The organism is Roseburia intestinalis L1-82, assembly GCF_900537995.1.
GTDB lineage: Bacteria > Bacillota > Clostridia > Lachnospirales > Lachnospiraceae > Roseburia > Roseburia intestinalis.
Genome location: NZ_LR027880.1, coordinates 858,417 through 880,848, shown reverse-complemented (window position 1 = coordinate 880,848; position 22,432 = coordinate 858,417). Strand labels below are relative to the sequence as shown.

Below are 22,432 nucleotides of genomic sequence, written 5' to 3'. Positions count from 1 at the left end.
AATTGCTGTTTCTCCGTATTCTATCGATTTGTGATGACATCATCAATCAGACCATATGCCTTTGCTTCTTCCGCAGACATATAATAATCACGCTCTGTATCTGCTGCGATCACATCATATGGTTTTCCGGTATTTGCAGCAAGGATCTCATTCAAACGTTTTTTCGTCTTTAAGATATTCTCTGCTGCAATCTGGATCTCTGTCGCCTGACCTTTTGCTCCGCCGGACGGCTGATGGATCATGATCTCTGCGTTCGGAAGCGCAAGTCTCTTTCCTTTGGTACCGCCGGAAAGTAAAAATGCTCCCATACTTGCTGCAAGTCCGATACAGATCGTGGATACATCACATTTGATGTACTGCATTGTATCATAAATTGCAAGTCCTGCTGTTACCATTCCACCCGGGGAATTGATATATAACTGGATATCTTTTCCAGGATCTTCTGACTCTAAGAAAAGTAACTGTGCTACGGTAAGACTTGCTGTTGTCTCATTCACTTCTTCTCCGAGGAAAATGATTCTGTCTTTTAATAAACGGGAGTAAATATCATAATTACGCTCTCCCCTGCTGGTCTGCTCAATGACGTAAGGTACTAAACTCATTTTGTTTTCCTCCAATCCATTTTGTTTATAAAAATTTAATTATTGCTTATATGCTTAAACAGACCGGCCCGAATGAGCCAGTCTGTTGTATGTTGTCCGCTTTCGACGAAGCCTCTCTTATTCTTCTGCGTTTTCTTCAGCTTCCGCTTCTTTTTCTTTCTTAGTCTTAGCTTTTGCTCTTTCTTTTACGTTCTCCATAACAAGATCAACTGCTTTTGTTACGGAAATATCTCTCTTCATGGATTCTTTCTCAGCGTCGCCCATGTATTCTTTGAGCTTGTCTGCTTCCATGCCATAAGCTTTTGCCATTTTCTCGATCTCAGCGTCGATCTCTTCCTCGCTTACTTCGATGTTCTCGTCTTTTGCGATCTGCTCTAATACAAGACTGCTCTTAATACGTGTCTCAGCTTCCGGACGAACCTGCTCTTCTAATTTGTCTAATGTAAGACCGGAGAACTGCATATACTGCTCCATGGAAAGTCCGCTCTGAGCAAGTCTCTGAGCAAATTCATTTACCATGTTCTCGCACTGGGTTTTGATCATTGCTTCCGGAATCTCCATTGTAGATTTGTCAATGATCTTCTGGATTGCCTCATCCTCTTTTGTGCGTTTTGCTTCGTCCTCTTTCTGAACCTCTAAGTGTTTCTTTAAGTCCTCTTTGTACTCTTCTAAAGTATTGAACTCAGATACATCCTGTGCGAACTCATCGTTTAACTCCGGAAGTTCTTTTGCTTTTACTTCGTGGATCTTAACTTTGAATAATGCAGGTTTTCCTGCTAAATCTGCTGCCTGATATTTCTCCGGGAATGTAACGTTTACGTCTACTTCATCTCCGGCATTCTTTCCTACTAACTGATCTTCGAATGTATCGATGAAAGAGTTGGAACCGATCTCAAGCGGATGATTCTCTCCTTTGCCGCCCTCAAATGCAACACCATCAACGAATCCTTCGAAATCGATCACTGCTGTATCTCCCTCAGCGATCGGTCTGTCTGTTACAGTAACAGTTCTGGAGTTCTTCTGTCTCTCTTTTTCAAGCTCTGCTGCAACTTCCTCATCAGATACTGTTGTATCGATCTTTGTTACCTGTACGCCTTTGTATTTGCCAAGTTTTACTTCCGGTCTTACAGCAACTTCTGCTGTGAAAATGAAAGGTTTGCCAGCTTCGATCTGTACCACTTCGATAGTCGGTCTTGAAACGACGTCCACACCGCTCTCTTCTACTGCCTGTGCGTAGTTCTCCTGGATCAGGGTATTTGCAGCATCCTCATAGAATACGCCTGCTCCGTACATTTTCTCGATCATCTTTCTCGGCACTTTACCTTTACGGAAACCTGGAACGCTGATCTTTCCTTTCTCTTTCATATATGCAGCCTGGATTGCATCCTCTACCTTCTCAGCTGCAACTTCGATCGTAAGTTTTGCCATGTTCTTTTCTAAATTTTCCACCTGTACACTCATTATTACTCATTTCCTCCTTCAAACTTTATATGAATACTTGATGTACTTTTTTCCGTTCATTTCATTCTATGTTCCTGTCGAGCACCCCCGTTTTTCAAGGGTTTCGCCTGTCTTTCGGAAAAAAGGGCGTACTACGACTATCACAGTCATTTTAGGATTATAACATATTGTGTGGGAAAATACCAGTTATTTTTTCAAAAAACCGCCGACTTCCGTCTTCTGCGGCAACCTTTCCAAGTTCTGCCGGATCGAGGTCATAATAGTACTTTCCGGTTGTAAGATCCACCGACAGGCAGTCAAGTGGAAATCCCTCCCTGCGGATTCCATCCGGGTGCGGGACCGACGTGATCAGAAATGGTTCGCTCGAGAACGTTTCATCCATCGACTCATAAATATGTTCCTCATCCATGATAAGACAGATGGCATTGCGGTAGTATGCATGCAGACCACCATACTCTGCAGCAAGTCCGCTGTAATATGCAAGCATTTCCGCGTCTGACAGATTTTTTCCATTCACCCTCCTGACATGCACGCCCGGCTGTTTATCTTCCGGGACATTTTCAAAATACAGACCTGTGTCACAGGAAAACACCGGAATCTGAAAAGCCTCGTAATAACACTTTGCCTTCTTCCTTGCATTTTCCAGCGGCGAATCGCCATCCTCGTCTGCCTGTGGTACTGCCACATCAATATCCGATAACCCAACGATCTCTATCTGCAGCTGTTCTAAATTTTTCCGCATCAGACTTAATTTTGCAGGATTTCCAGTGCCGTAAAGCAGACGTTTCCCGATGCCCTGTTTTTTCCGCTCAAACAGTGTCGGTGTGATCGCCGGATAAGTCAGTTTTTCCGGCAGTTCGTCAAAGGTGCGTACCTCTGCCATCTCACTTTCCGGCATGGCTGACAGCTTTTTTACCTTTGCAAGAAAGACACGTCCATTTCCTTCTTCTTTGGTCTGCACCTCTCCCGCCCAATAGTCGCACAACGGCTCTATCTCAAAATCCACTGCCCCGGACTCCTCGTAAAGTTCACGCTTTGCCGCCATAAGCGGTGTCTCTCCCGGTTCAATCTTTCCGCCCTGTGTCTCCCATGTGGTGCGTTTTTTGTGTCTGCTCAACAAAATTTTGCCCTGATATTCAGATAAAACTACTACATATTTATAAGCAGGCAGGGTGCCGACCGGGTAAGTTTTTGTTATCATGTTTCTCTCCTTTGTTACCGGCCTGTCACTCTGCTTTCTGTTCTTTCCCGGCAATGATAAGTTTTTTATCGACCAGCGTATCGCCTTCGTATACCAGCTTCAGCGAAAAATATTCCTCACACTCATCCAAAAGCCGCAGGAATATTTTGTCACCTTCCCACAGTTTCAGGTCTTTGATCTCCTTTTTCGGAACCCAGACAAGTTCTCCCTCGTCGCAGTCAGTCATCTCCCCGGTAAACTGGTCTGCCGTAAATAAGTGCATATATTCGATACCCCACTCGTTGGAAATAAAGGTAATGACGCCCCGCGCGCGGTAAGATGTCAGGGTGAGACCTGTCTCTTCCTTTACCTCACGCAGCATACATTCTTCCGGCATTTCCCCCGCTTCAAACTTGCCGCCGACACCAATCCACTTGTCATGGTTCAGGTCGTTTTCCTTTTTTACCCGGTGCAGCATCAGGTAACAGTCATCTTTTTCGATATAACAAAGTGTGGTTAAAAACATCGCATCCTCCTGTAGAAATTTTCTGTTTCGTTTTTGCTGCCGTTCACACGTACTGTGTGAGCAGCAAATATTTTTTTACTCCTGCAGACCTGCAAACTGCGCCATATAAAGTTTATAATAAGCGCCCTTTTTCTCCATCAGCTCTGCCGGACTTCCTTGTTCTAAAATACCGCCCTTGTCGATCACAAAAATGCGGTCCGCATTCTGAATCGTGGAGAGTCTGTGTGCGATCACAAAACTGGTTCTGCCGGAAAGCAGCGCCTCGATTCCCTGCTGCACTAAAAGTTCTGTATGTGTATCAATGCTGGATGTTGCCTCATCTAAAATGAGGATTTTCGGCATGGAAATCATCGTTCTCGCAAACGCGATCAACTGCCTTTGTCCGATGGATAGTCCTGCTCCATGTTCTTTTAATTCCGTGTCATAACCTTTTTCCATTTTCATAATGAAATCATGCGCATTGACTGCCTTTGCAGCCGCGATCATTTCTTCATCTGTCGCATCTAATTTCCCATATAAAATGTTGTCACGGACTGTTCCATGAAAGATAAAATTATCCTGCGTCATAACACCCATCTGACGCCTTAAGCTCTCAATGGAAACCTTTGTCAAGTCGTAACCATCCACTAAAATTTTGCCGTCTTCAATGTCATAAAAACGGCTGATCAGATTAACGATCGTTGTTTTTCCTGCTCCGGTCGGTCCTACCAGTGCGATCGTCTCACCCGGTTTTACAGAAAAACTGACATCGGAAAGTACCTTTGTTTCCGCCGGTGTTCCCTTATCATAAGTAAAACTTACATGTGAAAATTCAACACTTCCCTCTATATCCGGCAGTTCCGTCACATCCTTTGCGTCCACAATGTCAGCGTCGGTATCTAAGATATCAAAAATACGCTCTGCCGCCGTAAGATTTGTGACAAGATTGTTATAAAAATTGCTCAAGTTCATGATCGGGTTCCAGAACATATTGATATAAGTTCCGAATGCAACCAGAAGTCCGACCGATACTTTTTCAAATCCCAGAAAACGGATGCCGACCAGATAAAGCATCATCGCACCAAATCCCCAGCAGAAATCAATGACCGGGCCAAACATGTCAGCATAAGTTACCGCATCCACAAATGATCTCTGATGTTCGTCCGTCAGTCCTTCAAAAATCTCCTGTGTCTCATCTTCTGCCGCAAAACTCTGAACCACATTCATTCCGGCAATATCCTCATGCACATAAGCATTTAAGTTTGATGCCTTTTTCCGGAATATCTGCCAGCGTTTGTGGGATGCCGTCTGTACAAACCAGATCCCCGCGATCATAAGCGGGATCGTAGAGAGTGATGCAAGCGCAAGCCGCCAGTCTTTTACCAGCATGATCACGACAACCCCGACTACCGTCACAAATTCCGGCACCATCGTCGTGACCACATTGACCAGCACATCTTTTAAAGAATTGACATCCCCGATGATACGCGCAAGGATTTTTCCGGTCGGTCTGCTGTCAAAAAATGAAAACGACAGCGTCTGGATGTGCTCATAGAGATCCTGGCGGATCTGAAGCAAAATTTTGTTGGAGATCACCGCCATTGCATACATTCTGAGTTTTACCATCACAATAAAGATCAGGTTTAACACGAGTGCAAAAATTCCAAGCCCAATCAGCCCATGCAGATCGGACTGTGCAATATAGTGATCGATTGCTTCCTCGATCAAGAGCGGGTTTACCAGTGAGATCGCCACCGTAATTCCCATACATACTAACACGGCAATAATCGTGCCTTTATACGCAAGCAGATAGGAAAACAGCCGCCGCATGATTTTTTTCTTGTCGGTATTTTCCATAAATTCGTCTTCACGATACGAATTGACTGCCATTACATCGCCTCCCCTCCTAAGAACGTGCCATACTGCGCCATGTAAGTTTCATAATAAAGTCCGCGCTTTGCAAGCAGTTCCTGATGCGTTCCGCGCTCCGCAATCCCTCCGTCTTTCAGATAGATGATCTCATCTGCATGACAGACCGCAGAAATACGGTGCGCAATGATCACTTTCGTTGTATCTTTTAATTCATTTAATGTTTTCTGGATCTCATGTTCCGTCTCCATATCAAGCGCGGACGTGGAATCGTCTAAAATCAGAATCGGCGCCTTTTTTGCAATGGCACGCGCAATACTGATACGCTGCTTTTGTCCGCCGGAAAGTCCGACACCGCGCTCACCGATGACGGTCGCATACTGTTCATCCATTTTTTCAATGAAATCCTTTGCCTGTGCACAGTCTGCCGCTCTGCGGATCTCATCGAACGGCATTACCTTTCGCTGCCCCATCTTGATATTTTCCTCGATCGTGTCGGAAAACAGAAATACATCCTGCAATACAACAGAAATACTGCTGCGAAGCTGTTTTAAAGAAAGTTTCCGCACATCCGTGCCATCCACTTTTACAGCGCCGTCCGACACATCATAAAAACGCTGTAACAGATTGACGATTGAGGATTTTCCCGAACCGGTCGCACCCATGATTCCGATGGTTTTTCCTGCCGGAACCGTAAAGTTAATATCAGAAAGGATATTTTTTCCCTCAATGGAAAATGAAACATGTTCGAAAGAAATGTCCCCTTTCACCTGTTCTAACACGACAGGCTGTTCCTCATCTTTGATCATCGCCGTCTCCCCGTAAATCTTCTTGATCTTCTTATAAGAAGCAACGGCAGAGGACAAATCATTCGTCAGCCAGCCGAGCATCTCCATCGGCCAGGTGCAGTTTCTGCTGTATTCGACAAATGCGACCAGCGCACCGAGCGTCATATTTCCATGCATCACGGAAACACCGCCCAAAATCGTCATGGCTACCGGAAGTGCTTTTCCTACAAACTGAAAATACGGGTAATATTTTACCAGCACCTTCGACTGGCTGATATTCAAGTCATAGTAACGCTTGTTGTGTGACAGAAATTTTTCAATCTCAAATTTTTCTCTGGCAAATGCTTTTACAGTGCGCACACCTGCAAGATTTTCCTCCGCAACCGTGGTCAGCACCGCATTTTCCTCACTGATATCCTCGTAAATTTTATCCAGTTTCCGCTCCATGATGATCGCGATCGCACCGCAGGAAATCATCGTCACAAGCGGTATCAGCGCCAGTTTCCAGTTCAGATGAAACATACAGTAGAGCACCATGCTCACATGGATGACGACCTCGATCGTCAGCATGCCGACATATCCCATCGCATTCCAGATCTTGTCAACATCATCCTTGACTCTCGCCATCAGTTCTCCGGTGTTCGTATTGTCAAAATAATTCATCGACAATGTCTGAATGTGCCGGAACAGATCCTTACGGATCTGTGCGCCGATCTTAGAACTTAAGACGTCAAACGAAAACTCTTTGCAGTATCCAAAGATGCAGCGTCCGATCCCAACCGCAACGATTCCCACCAAAAGCCCGGTGAGCAGTTCCATTTTCCCGCCGATGATGACCTCATCCACGATCCGCTGTGTGATCTGTGGATAAACCATATCCAGTCCGGTCGCTATAATCATGGAACATATTGCGAACAAATACCCATACCAGTAATGTCCGATATATGTATGTAACTTTTTCATAAATTCTTGTGATTCCTCCTTACTTTCCCCTCTTACACTCCCCGGTCTCTGACATATTTTTGTACCGTGACGCACCACTCTGACAGCCGCCTGCACGCTTCACAAGCAGCCCCCTTAGCACAAAAAAATCCCGCGGTGTCATATCTCACCACGGGAAGTATGTCAAAAAACATTCTATTTACTTTTGCATGAATTTATGCCAGCGTAACAGAATTAACCGAGGTAATTGTATGATGATTATGCAGTTCGTTGATTGTAACATTTGTTAATCTAATCATTACTTTTACCTCTCTTTCTTCAAAATTTTAGATTACTTTGCAAGTATACGCTTGAGGGGGTGGGGTTGTCAAGGGGGCTGGGGAAGAAATTATGTTTATCCGGCAAACTCCTCTATTCCAATTCTTTTATATACTATCCCACAATTTTCCATTTTATATTCAATCAAATTCTGGATTTTTTCATTACATGTTACAAAAAAAATCTGATGCATTGGTCTATCAGATCTCATCAGCTGATATTTAATAAGATCTAAGAAAGCAAGCATATTGATATCATCCATACAACTTGTAATATCATCAATAAAATAAACTGGAAATTTCTCACTCCCCTGCAATCTGAAAATATTTCCGAAAAAATATGAGAGCATAAACACACTCAGTTGTCCATCACTAAACATGTTGATCAACGGTTTATTACTTTCATCAAGTATAGCCATTTTTTCGCCCTTTGCTCTCTGCATCTGAATCTTTTCAATCTGTACATCTCGTGAGAGTTTACAAAATAATTTGTATAAATAGGTTCCAACCTGCTCAAATTCTTCCTGCTTCATCTTATCCATTTGTTCAACGATATTTTGTCTACGTTTTTTAACATTTTTCTGAAGGTCTTTATAATTATCAATTTCTTCTTGAATTGCCTTCTTCTTTTCATCCAAAGCTTTCTGATCATTACTGTTTTTCGTATATTCCATATTATCAAGGAAACTTTTTACAGAACTGATTTTTTTATTCAAAAGTTCCTCATTATATGTAATTCCATCTGGCGCATATACAGATTTTGTTTTAAAACTATTCAACCGGCTTTCATCAGTCATTCCCTGAATCGTTTCATTTACCATCACAGATATCCGGTTGATTTCTGTCTCTATTGCAATTTTTTCGTCAGAGCTTAAAATTTTACTTTCATCAAATGCAATAGCAGCAACAATATTTTCTTGTAATAACATATTTTCCAATGCAAATTTTTCAGCAGCTTTCTTCTGCAGCTTATCTAAAACCGTGAAATATTCTTTTGAAGCATTATACAAATTTGTCACCAAATCAAGCTCTTTCTTAGCCTTATCTCTTGCTTCTTCCAGTGCCATATTTGCTGTTTTCAATCGTTTTTCCCAAATATCATTTTCCTGTTTTTTTATACCATCTAACTCTTTCTTTTTTGTTTCAATTAAATCTCTATGTTCTATCTGATAGCTCTGTGCCTGTTTTGTAATATCATCTTCTGCAATTTGATCAAATTTTTCAGACCCACATACTGGACACAACACAATTTCTTCCGGATTTTTCTGTTTCATTTTCAAACGATAATTGATCAATCCAGCTTTTTTTGTGGTAAGCGTTGTAAGAATGTCTAATATTTCATCTCCCCTGCTCAGGATCTGAATCTCATTATTTATTTTCTCTTTCGTTTTCTTTAATTCTTTTAAGTTTTCTTCTGTTTCCTCCCAAAACTCTTTATTAAATTTTTTATTCTCTATCTGAAATAACATCTGGCGATTTCCTTCTAAATTCACCACTGTTAATTCTTTCTTCTGGTATTTTTCGAAATCAGCTTCGGCTTTTTTTAAAACGTCATCCTGATATACTTTCTTCTCTGCAGCCTGTCTGATTTCTTTTTCATGTATCGTAAATTCACTTTTTAATTTCTCAAGTTCATTTTTTTGCTTTTCTGCATTCATCCCTGCAATTTTCCACTCAAGCAAATGCACTCCTCTTTGATATCCGCATGCATACAAATTTCTTAGTCGTTCCTGCAGCTGCTCTGTTGTCATTTTTACAATATCCGTATTTTCATTTTCAAATAATTTTTCCTTTTCGTATGGCAGGATCTCTGGAACATTTTCAAAGTCTTTCAGTTTGTCTCTCAGTCTTTGAACCGATTCTTCCGTTCTTTGTTTCTCGCCTTCTTTTTCTTCAATACGGAAACCAAGATCCTGTTCAAATATATTAAGATTATCTACCACATTCTGCACGTCTGTATAGTCTGAAGCAAAATCCGAAAACTCAGCATCTATATTTCCTCTGCTCTTACTTAAAAAACGATATGTTTTCTGCATATCACAGAAATGATACTTATAAAAATTCTTAACATCTATCAATTTTCTCAGTTCTTCTTCCGCCTGCTCCCCTGTAAAATCATTTATCTTTATTTCGCCTGTATCATCTAACGTATCCTTGTCCTGCTCACGATGAATGGTATACTCTTCATTTTCCGCAGTAATCAACATTTCTACTATTGTTTTTTCATCAGGATGATTCTTATTTTTTAAAATTGCTCCTGCGTTCTGTTTTCTCTCTGTTACATTTGTATTGCGGTCATTGTATCCTTCATGCAGTCTTTTTATGTCACCTGTCATGCACCACTCAATCGCATCAATAACTGATGTTTTGCCCTTACCATTTGGAGCTGTCAGCATAACAAATGGTTTTCCTTCAAACTCGAATATTTTTTCTTCGCTGAACCCACGAAAATTGATAATTTTTATTTTTTTAATATTCATTCTGACATCATCCATCCTTTCACAAGTTCTAATTCTTCGTCTGTATAACTTAGCCGCTCCTCTTTCGTTTTCACACTACGTCCATCGATCTTTTTACGCTTTTCATATAAAAAAGATAGCGTTTTTTTATCCGGCAATATTTTCATTAACTCATCATCCTGGTCCAATTTAATTTCCATTGTCTCAAACTCATCATATAAAAAAGGTAAACGAACCTTCTCATTTTCTTCTAATTCACCATTTTCATCACACTTTAAAAATATTTTTCTGGAAATATCAACTGATTTTTCCAAATCCTTATTTTGTAGTTTTTCTCTGTGTAATATGATTTGTGTGATGTTATATTTTATTTTTTCTATCCATGCGTGATCGGTTCCGTAATCTTCACCAAAATTAATAAAAGCTAATATTTTAGCATCCCATTTATCGGATAACTTTTTTGCATCCATATCTGGTTCCATCTGTAGTATTATAAATAATTCATCTTCCTTTTCGCTTAAATACACCTGTTGTAATTCATCTGGTTTCTTACCATCTTCATAAAACATTTCCATTAATATCTTTTCATTTTCATTTTTATCTTCTGATATCAACGATTTATATTTATACTTTTCAAAACAAGACTGCCAATTCATTCTTTTTTCTCCTTTAGCTTTACACACTTATGATCAAAAATACACTCGTTACATTTTTCGATTTTATTCCACCCATCCATGTCAACATCAATACATTCCATACACTCAATTTCAAATTTATTTGGATCAGTTGCGGTAACTTCATATCCTTCTTTATCTAAATTTTTTATATCTGATATATTCATCGTATATAAATATTTACCTCTATATCCGGCTTCCATATACCACTTTTGAGGTTGAAATTCTTTCATACGACCAAATATAGCAGTCATTTTAGTTTTAGTTGAACCGCCTAATATATTAGCTAATATAACTCCATCTACAACATTATCCCCTGGGAATTTTAAACTGATATAATTCTTTTCATAACTATTTATATAGGTTTGAGGCATTAATCTTTTTCTTTGTTCATCCGTAGTCTCTATTTCTTGACTTAATATCTCAATATTTATATCTATCATTATTTTCCATAAATATTTCAAAAAATCATTGATACTATCATAATGCTCACATATTATCTCGCGACGCCTTGTTATAGGCATTTCACAAAAATTTTCAAGCTTACTTTGATTTTGCGAGCTCACAGTATTCAACAGTTGCCTTTGTCCCTGTACATTACTCCCAAGTTCAAATAACCACTGTGCTGTATAATCTCTGATGCACTCCAACATATCACTCACTTTTTCATCTACAAGATCACTTCCATTTTGAATTTGTTCCCAACACTCAATGACTATTAAACGTAAATAAGCTCCTATTGTTTCTTCTGTTTCCGTACACATCTTTTGTCTCAGATATTCAATAAATTCTGTTCGCTTACACTTTCTTTTTTCAAAATTTTCCTCTCCCTCCATAGATTCATCGTATCTTTTTTGAATATACTGGATTGCCAATCCCAACAAAATCAGCTTTCTTTTTTCTCCTTCAATTACACATCCATCAATCTGAATTGTACTTAACTGATCACCTATATCTTTTCGATACTGTTCTATCTCTTTATATTCTGGATCAATTTTATATGCCTCCAAAAATTTACGCATTGATTCATTATAAGCAAATTTTTCAAATAGTTTTGTCGCTGCATCATTCTTTTTTTCTGAATATACATTATCTTCTAACCATTTCTCAGGATTCTCTATGTCCGCCGGCTTTTCTTCTCTATTTACATTTATATAATCCTCTCCTTGTAGAATTGACAATGCCGGCTTTGTTATATTATTTAAACTATATACTGCCAAGACAGGAATCACTTTCTCTGTATATTTTTTGACTTCCAACCTTAAATACTGATAATACAAATCACGAATAATATCTTTATGTTTCCCCTTAATGTCCCCTTTCGGATAATACTTTGCCTGAATAACATATGCTGTTTTATCCTCTGTATACACAAAGACATCCTCGATATACTCGGGTATAACATATACCGTTTTTTCATCCAGCAACTTACTAATCGCAACTAAATCCTGAAATAAAAATCCCCTGATTTTGCTGCTTGCATCACGATTTTCTTCTCCATGATACATTTCTTTGTAAGTACGTAATCATTCGTATCTGTCAGCAACTATATTTTTCTGATACACTCTTTTCATAACAAAGAAAGGAAACTGTATCATTATGAAAACAGATGAAAAAATCACGCTGTGGTCTGAACGAATCCATGAATTTCAATTCAGTGGGCAGACTTGCAAAACATGGTGTCAGGAACATCACGTTCCAGTCTCTACAATGAATTATTGGATGCGCAAGCTGAAAAAATTGGACGAACAATCAGATACAGATATGATTTTTGCAAAAATGCCAACGGAAAAAGAGATTTCAAAGAATGAGACTTTGAATATCAGCCCGTCTCCAGTCCGCATTTTTATCACAAACGCTATTCGGATTGAAGTGATGCCTGAATGCCCGCCGGAATTTTTTCGTGTTCTGATCCAGGGGCTGAAAGATCATGCTTGATCTGGCAGGTGGCACAACCGTTTACCTTGCCTGTGGAGCTACCGATCTGAGAAAAAGCTATCACGGACTGGCTGCAATTATCAAGCTAAAATTCAAACTTGATCCCTATTCGCGCTGCATGTTTGCGTTCTGCAACCGCAGGCGGACTTCTATTAAGATTCTGCAATGGGACGGATCCGGTTTCTGGATTCTGATGAAGAGGCTTGACAAAGATTCCTTTCACTGGCCGGATACTCCGGATGAATTACAGAAAGTGACCCTGAAAGAGATGCATTGGCTGTGTGATGGTCTTTCACTTACTCCGAAGGGAGCTTTTGAAGAAAGACATCCAAAGATTGTTGTATAAAGAACGGATTTGTCAATTCGCAAAAAGCACGAAATACTCGTGGATATCGGTATATATTCCTACACAGTAAAACGTTGATTTTTCTCGAACAGCTGGACTTTCTATGCTATACTGGAATTATCATATAAGAGTTTGGAGATTGCCGGATGGATCCGTTTTTTACAGAGGAACAGCTGAATAACATGAGCCGTGAAAACATGATGGAAGTTATGCGAATCATGCAGAATCAGGTTCAAAAAAAAGAGACCGAGGTACAGCTTCTGAAAGACAAGCAGAAAGAACTGGAATTTATGAACGCAATGCTTTCAGACCGTCTTGCGCTTGCACAAAGAAGACGTTTCGGTTCTTCCAGTGAAAAATACGCAGATGGATATGAACAGATGGATCTGTTTAATGAGGCTGAAGTCAATGCAGATATGGATACTGCTGAGATTGATGCAGTTTACGACGCCCAGCGGTCTCCATTCTGTTTTAGAACGGCCGTTTTCCGAAGCCAACGGCCGCCCATTTTTAGTTAAAAGATCACCACTTATCGTGTGTTGATCTTGATAGTGTAGTGCTTTGTGGCTCTCTTCATAATGGAATTAGCAGATACCTCATCGTTGAGAATCATTGCTTTCCAGTTATCCGGATCACGCTGGGAGCATACGATAGTGCTTTTTCTCTGTTCGTTCCTCTTTTCGAGCAGCTCGAACAGGATTTTTATTTCCCGTTCGTCAGTGATCGTGTGGAGCAGGAAATCATCTAGGATGATCAGTTCCCATTTGAGATACTTCTTCATCTTGCGAGCATATTTATCATAATCCTGTTCTTTAAGGGCTACCATGCTTTCCAGAAGCTCCTCGCTGTGGAAGTAACCGACGTTATACCGGTTGCAGGCCTTTATGCCGATAGCTTTGGCAAGATAAGACTTTCCAGCATCTGATTCTCCTAGAATGCAGAGATTATAGCCTCTTTCGATAAAGTCAAGGGAAAAAAGCACCTCGGTTATACCTGCAGGCAGATACTCACGCTTGTCAGAGTCCACACAATCCGCCAATTCCTCCGGAGATCCTTTCAGATGAGCTGCTGTCAGCCGATTCTTCAGTGTCGTACTGACTTTTTCCTGAAACTGCGGACCAATCAGTTCTGCAATAAGCGTGAGACGATCCATCTCTAAAAAGCCGGGTCTGTGATACAGATCATCTAAGGTGGCTGCCATTGTTGAAAGTTTAAGCTCATTCAGTTCATCGACAAGCTCGTTCATGAGAGCGGTTCCTGTAAGCATCAGTCATCCACCTCCTCGCGCATCTGATCAGCAAGGGCTCTGCTGCGAGATAAAAGGGTGTCTATACTGGAAGCTTCCGGCGGCATTACATACCCGCCGCGTACCGGTTCTTTCTTTACCGATGTGGAATGATGGTATCCCGCCTCTCCGAGATCGTCTGCTACAACAGATATCGTATTCTTGATGAAGGTGTATTTCTGCTTATTCAGAGCAATCGCCTGCTTACAGCACTCTTCAAGAGCCTTATTACTGTACTTCTTTGTAAAGTTCAGAATACCCAGGCACATACGATAGGTCTGTACTTCATATGGTCTGGATTTGAGAATCGTACGAATAACAGTCTCTGTATTCTTGCCAATGAGCTGCGCTTTCTGGATAAAGTAAGGAGCATTCCACTGGGTAAACCCTTTATAGTTGTCCGGCAGGTGATCAGGATTTGTTGACCACTGACCTTTACGGGTTGCCCTTGGCCATTCGCAAAGGAACTCTCCGGTAAGAGAATAAATACGAACAACAGTTGAAGATGCCTTAATAGATACTTTCTTATGCAAAAACGCTTTATCTACGCTATAATAAGCATTGTCAAAGCGTACGTGGAAGTCACTTGACACCTTTGCCGTTTTTCTCTCCATGTACTCGTAATGCATGGAGGGGAGCGGCATCAATTCAAGTTTCTCTTCTTCCCAATAATAGTATCTATTGTGTTCTTTCTTCTTGAATGGTTCTTTATTCAGAGCCTCCAGTTCCTTCCAAAGATCCTTATTAAACTGTTCCAGTGAGAAATACTGGCGTTCTTCAAGTTTGTGGAAGAAGCCCTTCTCGAGAATGCCTACTGCGTTTTCTACAGAACTTTTAAACTTCGGCTTACGAACCTTCGCTGGAAGAATAACGGTGCCATAGTGGTCAGCCCAATCAGCATAATCTTTGTTTAGTTCAGGTTCAATCCAGTCTTGATTAACGACAACAGCCTGTTTGCAGTTATCACAGACTACTAATGCAGGAACTCCACCAAAGTAATCCAAGGCATGATTGTTGACATCAATCCACTGTGGTTCCTTTGTTGAGAGCATTCCTTCTGCATAGATATACTGTGAATAAGGCAGGATAGCTACAAAAACGACGATGGTCATAATCTCACCGGTAAGAGGATCTGTCATGGAGAACGTCTGTCCAGCAAAGTCAACTTCCATCTTTTGTGCGATAACAGCATCAAAGTGGGCGGTCTCATAATTCTCTTCGCACCACTTGTTGTAGAGCTCACAATACTGACTGTATTGATAGAAACGAGCGCCTTCTTCTTCGCACTTTTTCTTATAGCGGTTCCAAAGAAACATGAGTGTCATGTTTTTACGGGTAGCCATAAGCTTGGCAGCATCTTCATAATCAGGTAACTCGATGTTCTCATTTCGTCCTCCTGATCCAGGTACAGCTCCATACACCTTCAGGGCAATACCATAGTTAGTGATGCCTGCTGGTAATGGATAGCTCAGATCTTCGCACTTCTTGAATGCTCTCAAGAAGTCATTAACACCAGACTTGCTGAAACCAGCCTGACGAGCTATTTCGCTACCGGACATTGATAGCGCGTAGTGTTTGATGATGATGTCCTTGTAATCCAACTGCATACATTATCCTCCTTAAAATGATGTATTCACCATCCTTGGGATGGTTACTATCATTATAAGGATTAGATTACACAGACTGGTAGCAATTCGGCTGTTCAAAAACGGAATGCGACCGTTTCGCTCCGCAAATCCGGCCGTTTAGCTTCGCAATATGCAGATTGAAGAGGAAATCGTGATTCCATCGCACAAACGGAAAAAACGCACCGGCAAAAAAGAAGAAGATCTCTCTAATTTCGAAGTAACAGAAACAATCGAATATAAACTGACCGGCGAAGACCGCTATTGTCCGGACTGTGGAACAAAGTATAAAGTCGTCACAAAAGAAGTCGTAAAACGACTGAAATTCATCCCCTCCACCTTTGAAGTGGTTGAAGAAGTAACCTATGTATACAGTTGTCCAAAATGTGGTGCTATGATCCGGCCGGAAAAAGAGTTTCCGCTGATCAAGGGAAGCATTGCTACACCTTCGCTGGTTGCCGGAATCATGAATGCAAAGTATGTCAATGGCATGCCGCTGGCAAGACAGGAACGGGAATTCGCAAGGTATGACTTAAATCTTTCAACAAAAACAATGGCAAACTGGATCATCAGCTGTGCAGACCGGTATCTGGGACTGCTTTATGGGCAGATGAAGGAAGAATTCCTAAAGAGCAGATACATCCATTGCGATGAAACCAGGATCCAGGTGATTGATGAACCGGATCAGAAAGGATCATCTCAAAACTGGATGTGGGTATATCTGACAGATCATTACAGTGAATCCCCACAGATGGTTCTCTTTGATTATGAGAGAACGCGTGCCGGATATCACCCGGTAAACTTCCTTGGAGATACATTTCATGGATATCTGACGTGTGATGGATACCAGGCGTATCATGGACTGAACGATTCCATTACCGTAACAGGATGCTTTACCCATGCGAGACGCCGTTTTGATGCTGCGCTCACGGCATTAAAAAAGGATTTCACAAAGGAGCAGCTGAAAGAAACAGTTGCATATCAGGCAATGACGAGGATCGGAATCCTGTATAAAGTAGAGGAACTGATCAAAGATAAGACACTGGAAGAACGGTATCAGGAACGCCAGAAGCAGTCGCGTCCAGTAGTGGAAGCTCTGTTTGAATGGCTGCATTCGATGGAAGATTCTGTAGACAGATCTTCCCTTATTGGTGATGCCATTTTATATACGCTGAATCAGGAAAACTATCTTCGCAGGTACTTGGATGACGGGCATCTGAGCATTGATAATAATAGTGCGGAGCGTGCAATCAAAAATTTTGCAGTAGGCCGCCGGAATTGGCTGTTTGCCAAGAGTATCCGTGGTGCAGATGCCAGTGCTGTTGTTTATAGTATCGCAGAAACAGCCCTGCTGAATGGTCTGAAGCCGTATGTATATCTTTCCTATGTATTAGACGAGCTTCGTAAAATGGGACCTTTTCCAAAGCCGGATGATCTAAATCGGCTTTTGCCATGGTCAAATGAATTACCGGAAGGATTTCGAACCAAAAAGAAGAAATAAAATGTGCCGCCCTGATGGGCGGCATGTTTTTTAAAAAGGCAAGGTACAGATGATTACGTACTTACCTTTCTTTTAATATCGTGGTTCAATACAATTCAGATACTATGGACTTTTGATTTGTTTTCTGTAGCTTGACTACTCGTAAGTACGTAATCATTCGTATCTGTCAGCAACTATATTTTTCTGATACACTCTTTTCATAACAAAGAAAGGAAACTGTATCATTATGAAAACAGATGAAAAAATCACGCTGTGGTCTGAACGAATCCATGAATTTCAATTCAGTGGGCAGACTTGCAAAACATGGTGTCAGGAACATCACGTTCCAGTCTCTACAATGAATTATTGGATGCGCAAGCTGAAAAAATTGGACGAACAATCAGATACAGATATGATTTTTGCAAAAATGCCAACGGAAAAAGAGATTTCAAAGAATGAGACTTTGAATATCAGCCCGTCTCCAGTCCGCATTTTTATCACAAACGCTATTCGGATTGAAGTGATGCCTGAATGCCCGCCGGAATTTTTTCGTGTTCTGATCCAGGGGCTGAAAGATCATGCTTGATCTGGCAGGTGGCACAACCGTTTACCTTGCCTGTGGAGCTACCGATCTGAGAAAAAGCTATCACGGACTGGCTGCAATTATCAAGCTAAAATTCAAACTTGATCCCTATTCGCGCTGCATGTTTGCGTTCTGCAACCGCAGGCGGACTTCTATTAAGATTCTGCAATGGGACGGATCCGGTTTCTGGATTCTGATGAAGAGGCTTGACAAAGATTCCTTTCACTGGCCGGATACTCCGGATGAATTACAGAAAGTGACCCTGAAAGAGATGCATTGGCTGTGTGATGGTCTTTCACTTACTCCGAAGGGAGCTTTTGAAGAAAGACATCCAAAGATTGTTGTATAAAGAACGGATTTGTCAATTCGCAAAAAGCACGAAATACTCGTGGATATCGGTATATATTCCTACACAGTAAAACGTTGATTTTTCTCGAACAGCTGGACTTTCTATGCTATACTGGAATTATCATATAAGAGTTTGGAGATTGCCGGATGGATCCGTTTTTTACAGAGGAACAGCTGAATAACATGAGCCGTGAAAACATGATGGAAGTTATGCGAATCATGCAGAATCAGGTTCAAAAAAAAGAGACCGAGGTACAGCTTCTGAAAGACAAGCAGAAAGAACTGGAATTTATGAACGCAATGCTTTCAGACCGTCTTGCGCTTGCACAAAGAAGACGTTTCGGTTCTTCCAGTGAAAAATACGCAGATGGATATGAACAGATGGATCTGTTTAATGAGGCTGAAGTCAATGCAGATATGGATACTGCTGAGATTGAAGAGGAAATCGTGATTCCATCGCACAAACGGAAAAAACGCACCGGCAAAAAAGAAGAAGATCTCTCTAATTTCGAAGTAACAGAAACAATCGAATATAAACTGACCGGCGAAGACCGCTATTGTCCGGACTGTGGAACAAAGTATAAAGTCGTCACAAAAGAAGTCGTAAAACGACTGAAATTCATCCCCTCCACCTTTGAAGTGGTTGAAGAAGTAACCTATGTATACAGTTGTCCAAAATGTGGTGCTATGATCCGGCCGGAAAAAGAGTTTCCGCTGATCAAGGGAAGCATTGCTACACCTTCGCTGGTTGCCGGAATCATGAATGCAAAGTATGTCAATGGCATGCCGCTGGCAAGACAGGAACGGGAATTCGCAAGGTATGACTTAAATCTTTCAACAAAAACAATGGCAAACTGGATCATCAGCTGTGCAGACCGGTATCTGGGACTGCTTTATAGGCAGATGAAGGAAGAATTCCTAAAGAGCAGATACATCCATTGTGATGAGACCAGGATTCAGGTAATTGATGAACCGGATCAGAAAGGATCATCTCAAAACTGGATGTGGGTATATCTGACAGATCATTACAGTGAATCCCCACAGATGGTTCTCTTTGATTATGAGAGAACGCGTGCCGGATATCACCCGGTAAACTTCCTTGGAGATACATTTCATGGATATCTGACGTGTGATGGATACCAGGCGTATCATGGACTGAACGATTCCATTACCGTAACAGGATGCTTTACCCATGCGAGACGCCGTTTTGATGCTGCGCTCACGGCATTAAAAAAGGATTTCACAAAGGAGCAGCTGAAAGAAACAGTTGCATATCAGGCAATGACGAGGATCGGAATCCTGTATAAAGTAGAGGAACTGATCAAAGATAAGACACTGGAAGAACGGTATCAGGAACGCCAGAAGCAGTCGCGTCCAGTAGTGGAAGCTCTGTTTGAATGGCTGCATTCGATGGAAGATTCTGTAGACAGATCTTCCCTTATTGGTGATGCCATTTTATATACGCTGAATCAGGAAAACTATCTTCGCAGGTACTTGGATGACGGGCATCTGAGCATTGATAATAATAGTGCGGAGCGTGCAATCAAAAATTTTGCAGTAGGCCGCCGGAATTGGCTGTTTGCCAAGAGTATCCGTGGTGCAGATGCCAGTGCTGTTGTTTATAGTATCGCAGAAACAGCCCTGCTGAATGGTCTGAAGCCGTATGTATATCTTTCCTATGTATTAGACGAGCTTCGTAAAATGGGACCTTTTCCAAAGCCGGATGATCTAAATCGGCTTTTGCCATGGTCAAATGAATTACCGGAAGGATTTCGAACCAAAAAGAAGAAATAAAATGTGCCGCCCTGATGGGCGGCATGTTTTTTAAAAAGGCAAGGTACAGATGATTACGTACTTACCTTTCTTTTAATATCGTGGTTCAATACAATTCAGATACTATGGACTTTTGATTTGTTTTCTGTAGCTTGACTACTCAACTGGAGTGTATTGCCACTACCTTTATCTGAATTGTTTATTAGCTGGATGTTGCCGGAGTGTTTTTCACTCAGAGTACTTATTTCTATCAAGTCTACGATGATAATCGTTGGTGGACATCATGGTATCAGACTTTAGGAAAGGGAGGTACAACCTCATGAAAATTTACGTAGGCATTGATATTGCCAAACTTAATCATTTCGCCGCTGCGATTTCTTTCGACGGTGAAATAATCATTGAGCCGTTCAAATTCACAAATGACGCTGATGGCTTCCAACTGCTGGTCTCTAAACTCGAATCATTCGATAAGAACAGCCCCATCATCGGTCTTGAGTCAACGGCACACTACGGTGACAACCTTGTTCGATTCCTTGTTACTGAGCTTTACCAAGTGTGTGTGTTGAACCCCATCAAAACCTGTCAAATGCGAAAAAATAACGTTCGCAAAACTAAGACAGATAAGGTCGACACTTACGTGATTGCTAAAACTCTTATGATACAGGACAACCTCAGATTCGTCAGCTTCTTCGATCTCGATATGATGGATCTTAAGGCATTGGGACGTTTCCGTCAGAAAACCATAAAGCAACGTACCCGATTGAAAATTCAACTGACAACCTATGTTGATCAGGTCTTTCCGGAGATTCAATACTTTTTCAAATCCGGTCTGCATCAACACGCTGTCTATGCTTTATTAAAAGAAGCACCTTCTCCAAAAGAGATTGCTTCCATGCATATGACTCATCTGGCAAATCTGCTCAAAGTGAACTCACACGGACACTTTACCAAAGAACAGGCCAAAGAATTAAGAGTTCTCGCACAGAAGTCTGTCGGTGCTAACGACAGCGCTATATCTATTCAGATAACTCAAACCATTCAACAAATCGAGTTACTGGATAGCCAATTAGAAAAGATTGAAGCTGAGATGACGGATATCATGAAATTCAACGATTCTGTCATCATGACCATTCCTGGTATCGGTTATATCAATGGTGGAATGATTCTTGGTGAAATAGGTGATATTCACCGTTTCTCCAATCCAAACAAGCTGCTTGCTTTTGCTGGTCTGGATCCTTCTGTTTATCAGTCTGGTAACTTTCAGGCTAAGACAACAAGGATGTCCAAACGTGGCTCTCGTGTTTTACGATATGCCCTTGTAAATGCAGCTTGGAACGTTGTCAGAAACAACGCAACCTTCAAGGCTTATTATGATGCCAAGAGAGCTGAAGGCCGGTCTCACTACAATGCACTTGGGCATTGTTCCGGCAAACTTGTCAGAGTCATCTGGAAGATGCTCACCGACAATGTCGAATTTAACCTCAAATAAGAGGTCTGTATACCAATATCGATAGATTTTGAAAAAGCACCCTAAGGGAGCTCTATTAAAGTTACCCTTTTTTACCACCGATATGAAAAAGAAATTTTTTACTAATTTATGGTTGACTTTTCATAGCTGGTCTCCTTTTGGAATTCTGGACTTTCTGGTGTTTGCCATAATGTTGTCCTCCATAATTGTAGTAAAATAGACTAACCACAATTATTTACTTATTTCTGTTTAAACGCCCAAAACTTATTTATCACAAAATTCAATGGTACACTTATCAACAGATTAATAATTGGTGCAATAAATTCTGAAATTCCAACTACCTGCACCCACAAAATCAGTAAAATACTATTTAAAAACAATCCTGTAAAAGAATACGAAACATATGTCTTTAATAACGCTTTCCATACTGAACGCTGTTTTCCTTCTTCCAAAACAAATACCAGCTTGTTGTTCCAGTAAAACGACCATAACACACTTAAAACAAATGCAATCACCTGTGCAACCAGATAATCACTTTTCGGTAAAACTCCCGCCTTTTGAAACCCAATAAGACTGACAGCATACAATACATATGATATAACCGTGTTACTTACACCCACAATTCCAAACTTCACGAACTGCATAAATGCATCAAACTGACTTTGTGTCAGTTCTTTTCCAATTAATTTAAAAAACAGATTTAAAACAGCATGTGCAATTACCTCGATCCAATGCCATATCACGGTTCCTACATTTTGCATTTTTATTTTCAACCTTTCATTAAAATAA

General features: G+C 40.9%; 18 protein-coding genes and 2 pseudogenes. 8 read left to right on the top strand and 12 right to left on the bottom strand.

Annotation, left to right across the window (positions count from 1 at the left end):
* Positions 1–20: 20 nt before the first annotated feature.
* The 9 genes from clpP to RIL182_RS04210 all read right to left on the bottom strand — a co-directional run bounded on the left by clpP (position 21) and on the right by RIL182_RS04210 (position 12,305).
* Positions 21–617, bottom strand: coding sequence for an ATP-dependent Clp endopeptidase proteolytic subunit ClpP (clpP, locus tag RIL182_RS04250; protein ID WP_260048015.1), 597 nt, complete (start codon positions 615–617; stop codon positions 21–23).
* 102 nt (positions 618–719) lie between these two features.
* A complete protein-coding gene (tig, locus tag RIL182_RS04245; protein WP_006858219.1) occupies positions 720–2,063 on the bottom strand; it encodes a trigger factor in 1,344 nt (447 codons plus the stop codon).
* A gap of 157 nt (positions 2,064–2,220) precedes the next feature.
* Positions 2,221–3,264: a non-canonical purine NTP pyrophosphatase gene (locus RIL182_RS04240; RefSeq protein ID WP_006858220.1), complete on the bottom strand. Its 1,044-nt coding sequence runs from the start codon at positions 3,262–3,264 to the stop codon at positions 2,221–2,223.
* Positions 3,265–3,289: 25 nt separating this feature from the next.
* A complete protein-coding gene (locus tag RIL182_RS04235) occupies positions 3,290–3,769 on the bottom strand; it encodes an NUDIX hydrolase (protein WP_006858221.1) in 480 nt (159 codons plus the stop codon).
* 75 nt (positions 3,770–3,844) lie between these two features.
* Positions 3,845–5,638: an ABC transporter ATP-binding protein gene (locus RIL182_RS04230; RefSeq protein ID WP_006858222.1), complete on the bottom strand. Its 1,794-nt coding sequence runs from the start codon at positions 5,636–5,638 to the stop codon at positions 3,845–3,847.
* Positions 5,638–7,368 carry an ABC transporter ATP-binding protein gene (locus RIL182_RS04225; protein WP_044999386.1) on the bottom strand — a complete coding sequence of 577 codons (1,731 nt, stop codon included), beginning with the start codon at positions 7,366–7,368 and terminating at the stop codon, positions 5,638–5,640. The genes RIL182_RS04230 and RIL182_RS04225 overlap by 1 nt, the downstream gene beginning before the upstream one ends.
* 373 nt (positions 7,369–7,741) lie before the next feature.
* Positions 7,742–9,415 carry a hypothetical protein gene (locus RIL182_RS04220; protein ID WP_134523050.1) on the bottom strand — a complete coding sequence of 558 codons (1,674 nt, stop codon included), beginning with the start codon at positions 9,413–9,415 and terminating at the stop codon, positions 7,742–7,744.
* 725 nt (positions 9,416–10,140) lie between these two features.
* The gene (locus tag RIL182_RS04215) at positions 10,141–10,779 is read right to left on the bottom strand and encodes a hypothetical protein (RefSeq protein ID WP_006858223.1); all 639 of its coding nucleotides are present in this window, start codon (positions 10,777–10,779) and stop codon (positions 10,141–10,143) included.
* A complete protein-coding gene (locus tag RIL182_RS04210; RefSeq protein ID WP_006858224.1) occupies positions 10,776–12,305 on the bottom strand; it encodes a hypothetical protein in 1,530 nt (509 codons plus the stop codon). The genes RIL182_RS04215 and RIL182_RS04210 overlap by 4 nt, the downstream gene beginning before the upstream one ends.
* 91 nt (positions 12,306–12,396) lie before the next feature.
* Here RIL182_RS04210 and tnpA (RIL182_RS04205) point away from each other — a divergent pair, with 91 nt between their 5' ends.
* The 3 genes and pseudogenes from tnpA (RIL182_RS04205) to RIL182_RS04195 form a co-directional block, all read left to right on the top strand.
* A complete protein-coding gene (gene tnpA, locus RIL182_RS04205) occupies positions 12,397–12,735 on the top strand; it encodes an IS66 family insertion sequence element accessory protein TnpA (RefSeq protein ID WP_006855327.1) in 339 nt (112 codons plus the stop codon).
* Positions 12,728–13,081, top strand: coding sequence for an IS66 family insertion sequence element accessory protein TnpB (tnpB, locus tag RIL182_RS04200; protein WP_006855325.1), 354 nt, complete (start codon positions 12,728–12,730; stop codon positions 13,079–13,081). The genes tnpA (RIL182_RS04205) and tnpB (RIL182_RS04200) overlap by 8 nt, the downstream gene beginning before the upstream one ends.
* Before the next feature lie 146 nt (positions 13,082–13,227).
* Positions 13,228–13,518 (top strand): annotated as a pseudogene (locus tag RIL182_RS04195) (transposase domain-containing protein); the annotation flags it as partial.
* A 92-nt stretch (positions 13,519–13,610) separates the two neighbouring features.
* Here RIL182_RS04195 and RIL182_RS04190 read toward each other — a convergent pair.
* Together RIL182_RS04190 and istA are read right to left on the bottom strand one after the other, a co-directional pair.
* On the bottom strand, positions 13,611–14,348 hold the full coding sequence (locus tag RIL182_RS04190) for an ATP-binding protein (RefSeq protein ID WP_006855323.1): 738 nt from the start codon (positions 14,346–14,348) through the stop codon (positions 13,611–13,613).
* A complete protein-coding gene (gene istA, locus RIL182_RS04185; protein ID WP_006855322.1) occupies positions 14,348–15,973 on the bottom strand; it encodes an IS21 family transposase in 1,626 nt (541 codons plus the stop codon). The genes RIL182_RS04190 and istA overlap by 1 nt, the downstream gene beginning before the upstream one ends.
* A 163-nt stretch (positions 15,974–16,136) precedes the next feature.
* Between istA and tnpC (RIL182_RS04180) the strand changes: the two are divergent.
* From tnpC (RIL182_RS04180) to RIL182_RS04160, 5 genes and pseudogenes are all read left to right on the top strand, one after another.
* A pseudogene (tnpC, locus tag RIL182_RS04180) lies at positions 16,137–17,492 on the top strand (IS66 family transposase); the annotation flags it as partial.
* A gap of 226 nt (positions 17,493–17,718) precedes the next feature.
* Positions 17,719–18,057 (top strand): IS66 family insertion sequence element accessory protein TnpA, encoded by a 339-nt coding sequence (tnpA, locus tag RIL182_RS04175; RefSeq protein WP_006855327.1) that lies wholly within the window; start codon positions 17,719–17,721, stop codon positions 18,055–18,057.
* The gene (tnpB, locus tag RIL182_RS04170) at positions 18,050–18,403 is read left to right on the top strand and encodes an IS66 family insertion sequence element accessory protein TnpB (protein WP_006855325.1); all 354 of its coding nucleotides are present in this window, start codon (positions 18,050–18,052) and stop codon (positions 18,401–18,403) included. Before tnpA (RIL182_RS04175) ends, tnpB (RIL182_RS04170) begins: the two co-directional genes overlap by 8 nt.
* A 146-nt stretch (positions 18,404–18,549) precedes the next feature.
* A complete protein-coding gene (tnpC, locus tag RIL182_RS04165; RefSeq protein ID WP_134523047.1) occupies positions 18,550–20,196 on the top strand; it encodes an IS66 family transposase in 1,647 nt (548 codons plus the stop codon).
* 298 nt (positions 20,197–20,494) lie between these two features.
* Positions 20,495–21,664 carry an IS110 family RNA-guided transposase gene (locus RIL182_RS04160; protein ID WP_134523045.1) on the top strand — a complete coding sequence of 390 codons (1,170 nt, stop codon included), beginning with the start codon at positions 20,495–20,497 and terminating at the stop codon, positions 21,662–21,664.
* 218 nt (positions 21,665–21,882) lie between these two features.
* Here the strand turns inward: RIL182_RS04160 and RIL182_RS04155 are convergent, their stop codons facing one another.
* A complete protein-coding gene (locus tag RIL182_RS04155) occupies positions 21,883–22,404 on the bottom strand; it encodes a GtrA family protein (RefSeq protein WP_006856636.1) in 522 nt (173 codons plus the stop codon).
* Positions 22,405–22,432: the final 28 nt, after the last annotated feature.

Bases quoted from the DNA above. Each gene is read 5' to 3' on its own strand.
- RIL182_RS04155 (WP_006856636.1), bottom strand. From the start codon at position 22,404: ATGCAAAATGTAGGAACCGTGATATGGCATTGGATCGAGGTAATTGCA.
- RIL182_RS04230 (WP_006858222.1), bottom strand. From the start codon at position 5,638: ATGGCAGTCAATTCGTATCGTGAAGACGAATTTATGGAAAATACCGAC.
- RIL182_RS04215 (WP_006858223.1), bottom strand. From the start codon at position 10,779: ATGAATTGGCAGTCTTGTTTTGAAAAGTATAAATATAAATCGTTGATA.
- istA (WP_006855322.1), bottom strand. From the start codon at position 15,973: ATGCAGTTGGATTACAAGGACATCATCATCAAACACTACGCGCTATCA.
- tnpC (WP_134523047.1), top strand. From the start codon at position 18,550: ATGGATCCGTTTTTTACAGAGGAACAGCTGAATAACATGAGCCGTGAA.
- RIL182_RS04190 (WP_006855323.1), bottom strand. From the start codon at position 14,348: ATGCTTACAGGAACCGCTCTCATGAACGAGCTTGTCGATGAACTGAAT.
- tnpB (WP_006855325.1), top strand. From the start codon at position 18,050: ATGCTTGATCTGGCAGGTGGCACAACCGTTTACCTTGCCTGTGGAGCT.
- tnpA (WP_006855327.1), top strand. From the start codon at position 12,397: ATGAAAACAGATGAAAAAATCACGCTGTGGTCTGAACGAATCCATGAA.
- RIL182_RS04160 (WP_134523045.1), top strand. From the start codon at position 20,495: ATGAAAATTTACGTAGGCATTGATATTGCCAAACTTAATCATTTCGCC.
- tnpB (WP_006855325.1), top strand. From the start codon at position 12,728: ATGCTTGATCTGGCAGGTGGCACAACCGTTTACCTTGCCTGTGGAGCT.
- tnpA (WP_006855327.1), top strand. From the start codon at position 17,719: ATGAAAACAGATGAAAAAATCACGCTGTGGTCTGAACGAATCCATGAA.
- RIL182_RS04225 (WP_044999386.1), bottom strand. From the start codon at position 7,368: ATGAAAAAGTTACATACATATATCGGACATTACTGGTATGGGTATTTG.
- RIL182_RS04210 (WP_006858224.1), bottom strand. From the start codon at position 12,305: ATGTATCATGGAGAAGAAAATCGTGATGCAAGCAGCAAAATCAGGGGA.
- tig (WP_006858219.1), bottom strand. From the start codon at position 2,063: ATGAGTGTACAGGTGGAAAATTTAGAAAAGAACATGGCAAAACTTACG.
- RIL182_RS04235 (WP_006858221.1), bottom strand. From the start codon at position 3,769: ATGTTTTTAACCACACTTTGTTATATCGAAAAAGATGACTGTTACCTG.
- RIL182_RS04220 (WP_134523050.1), bottom strand. From the start codon at position 9,415: ATGACAACAGAGCAGCTGCAGGAACGACTAAGAAATTTGTATGCATGC.
- RIL182_RS04240 (WP_006858220.1), bottom strand. From the start codon at position 3,264: ATGATAACAAAAACTTACCCGGTCGGCACCCTGCCTGCTTATAAATAT.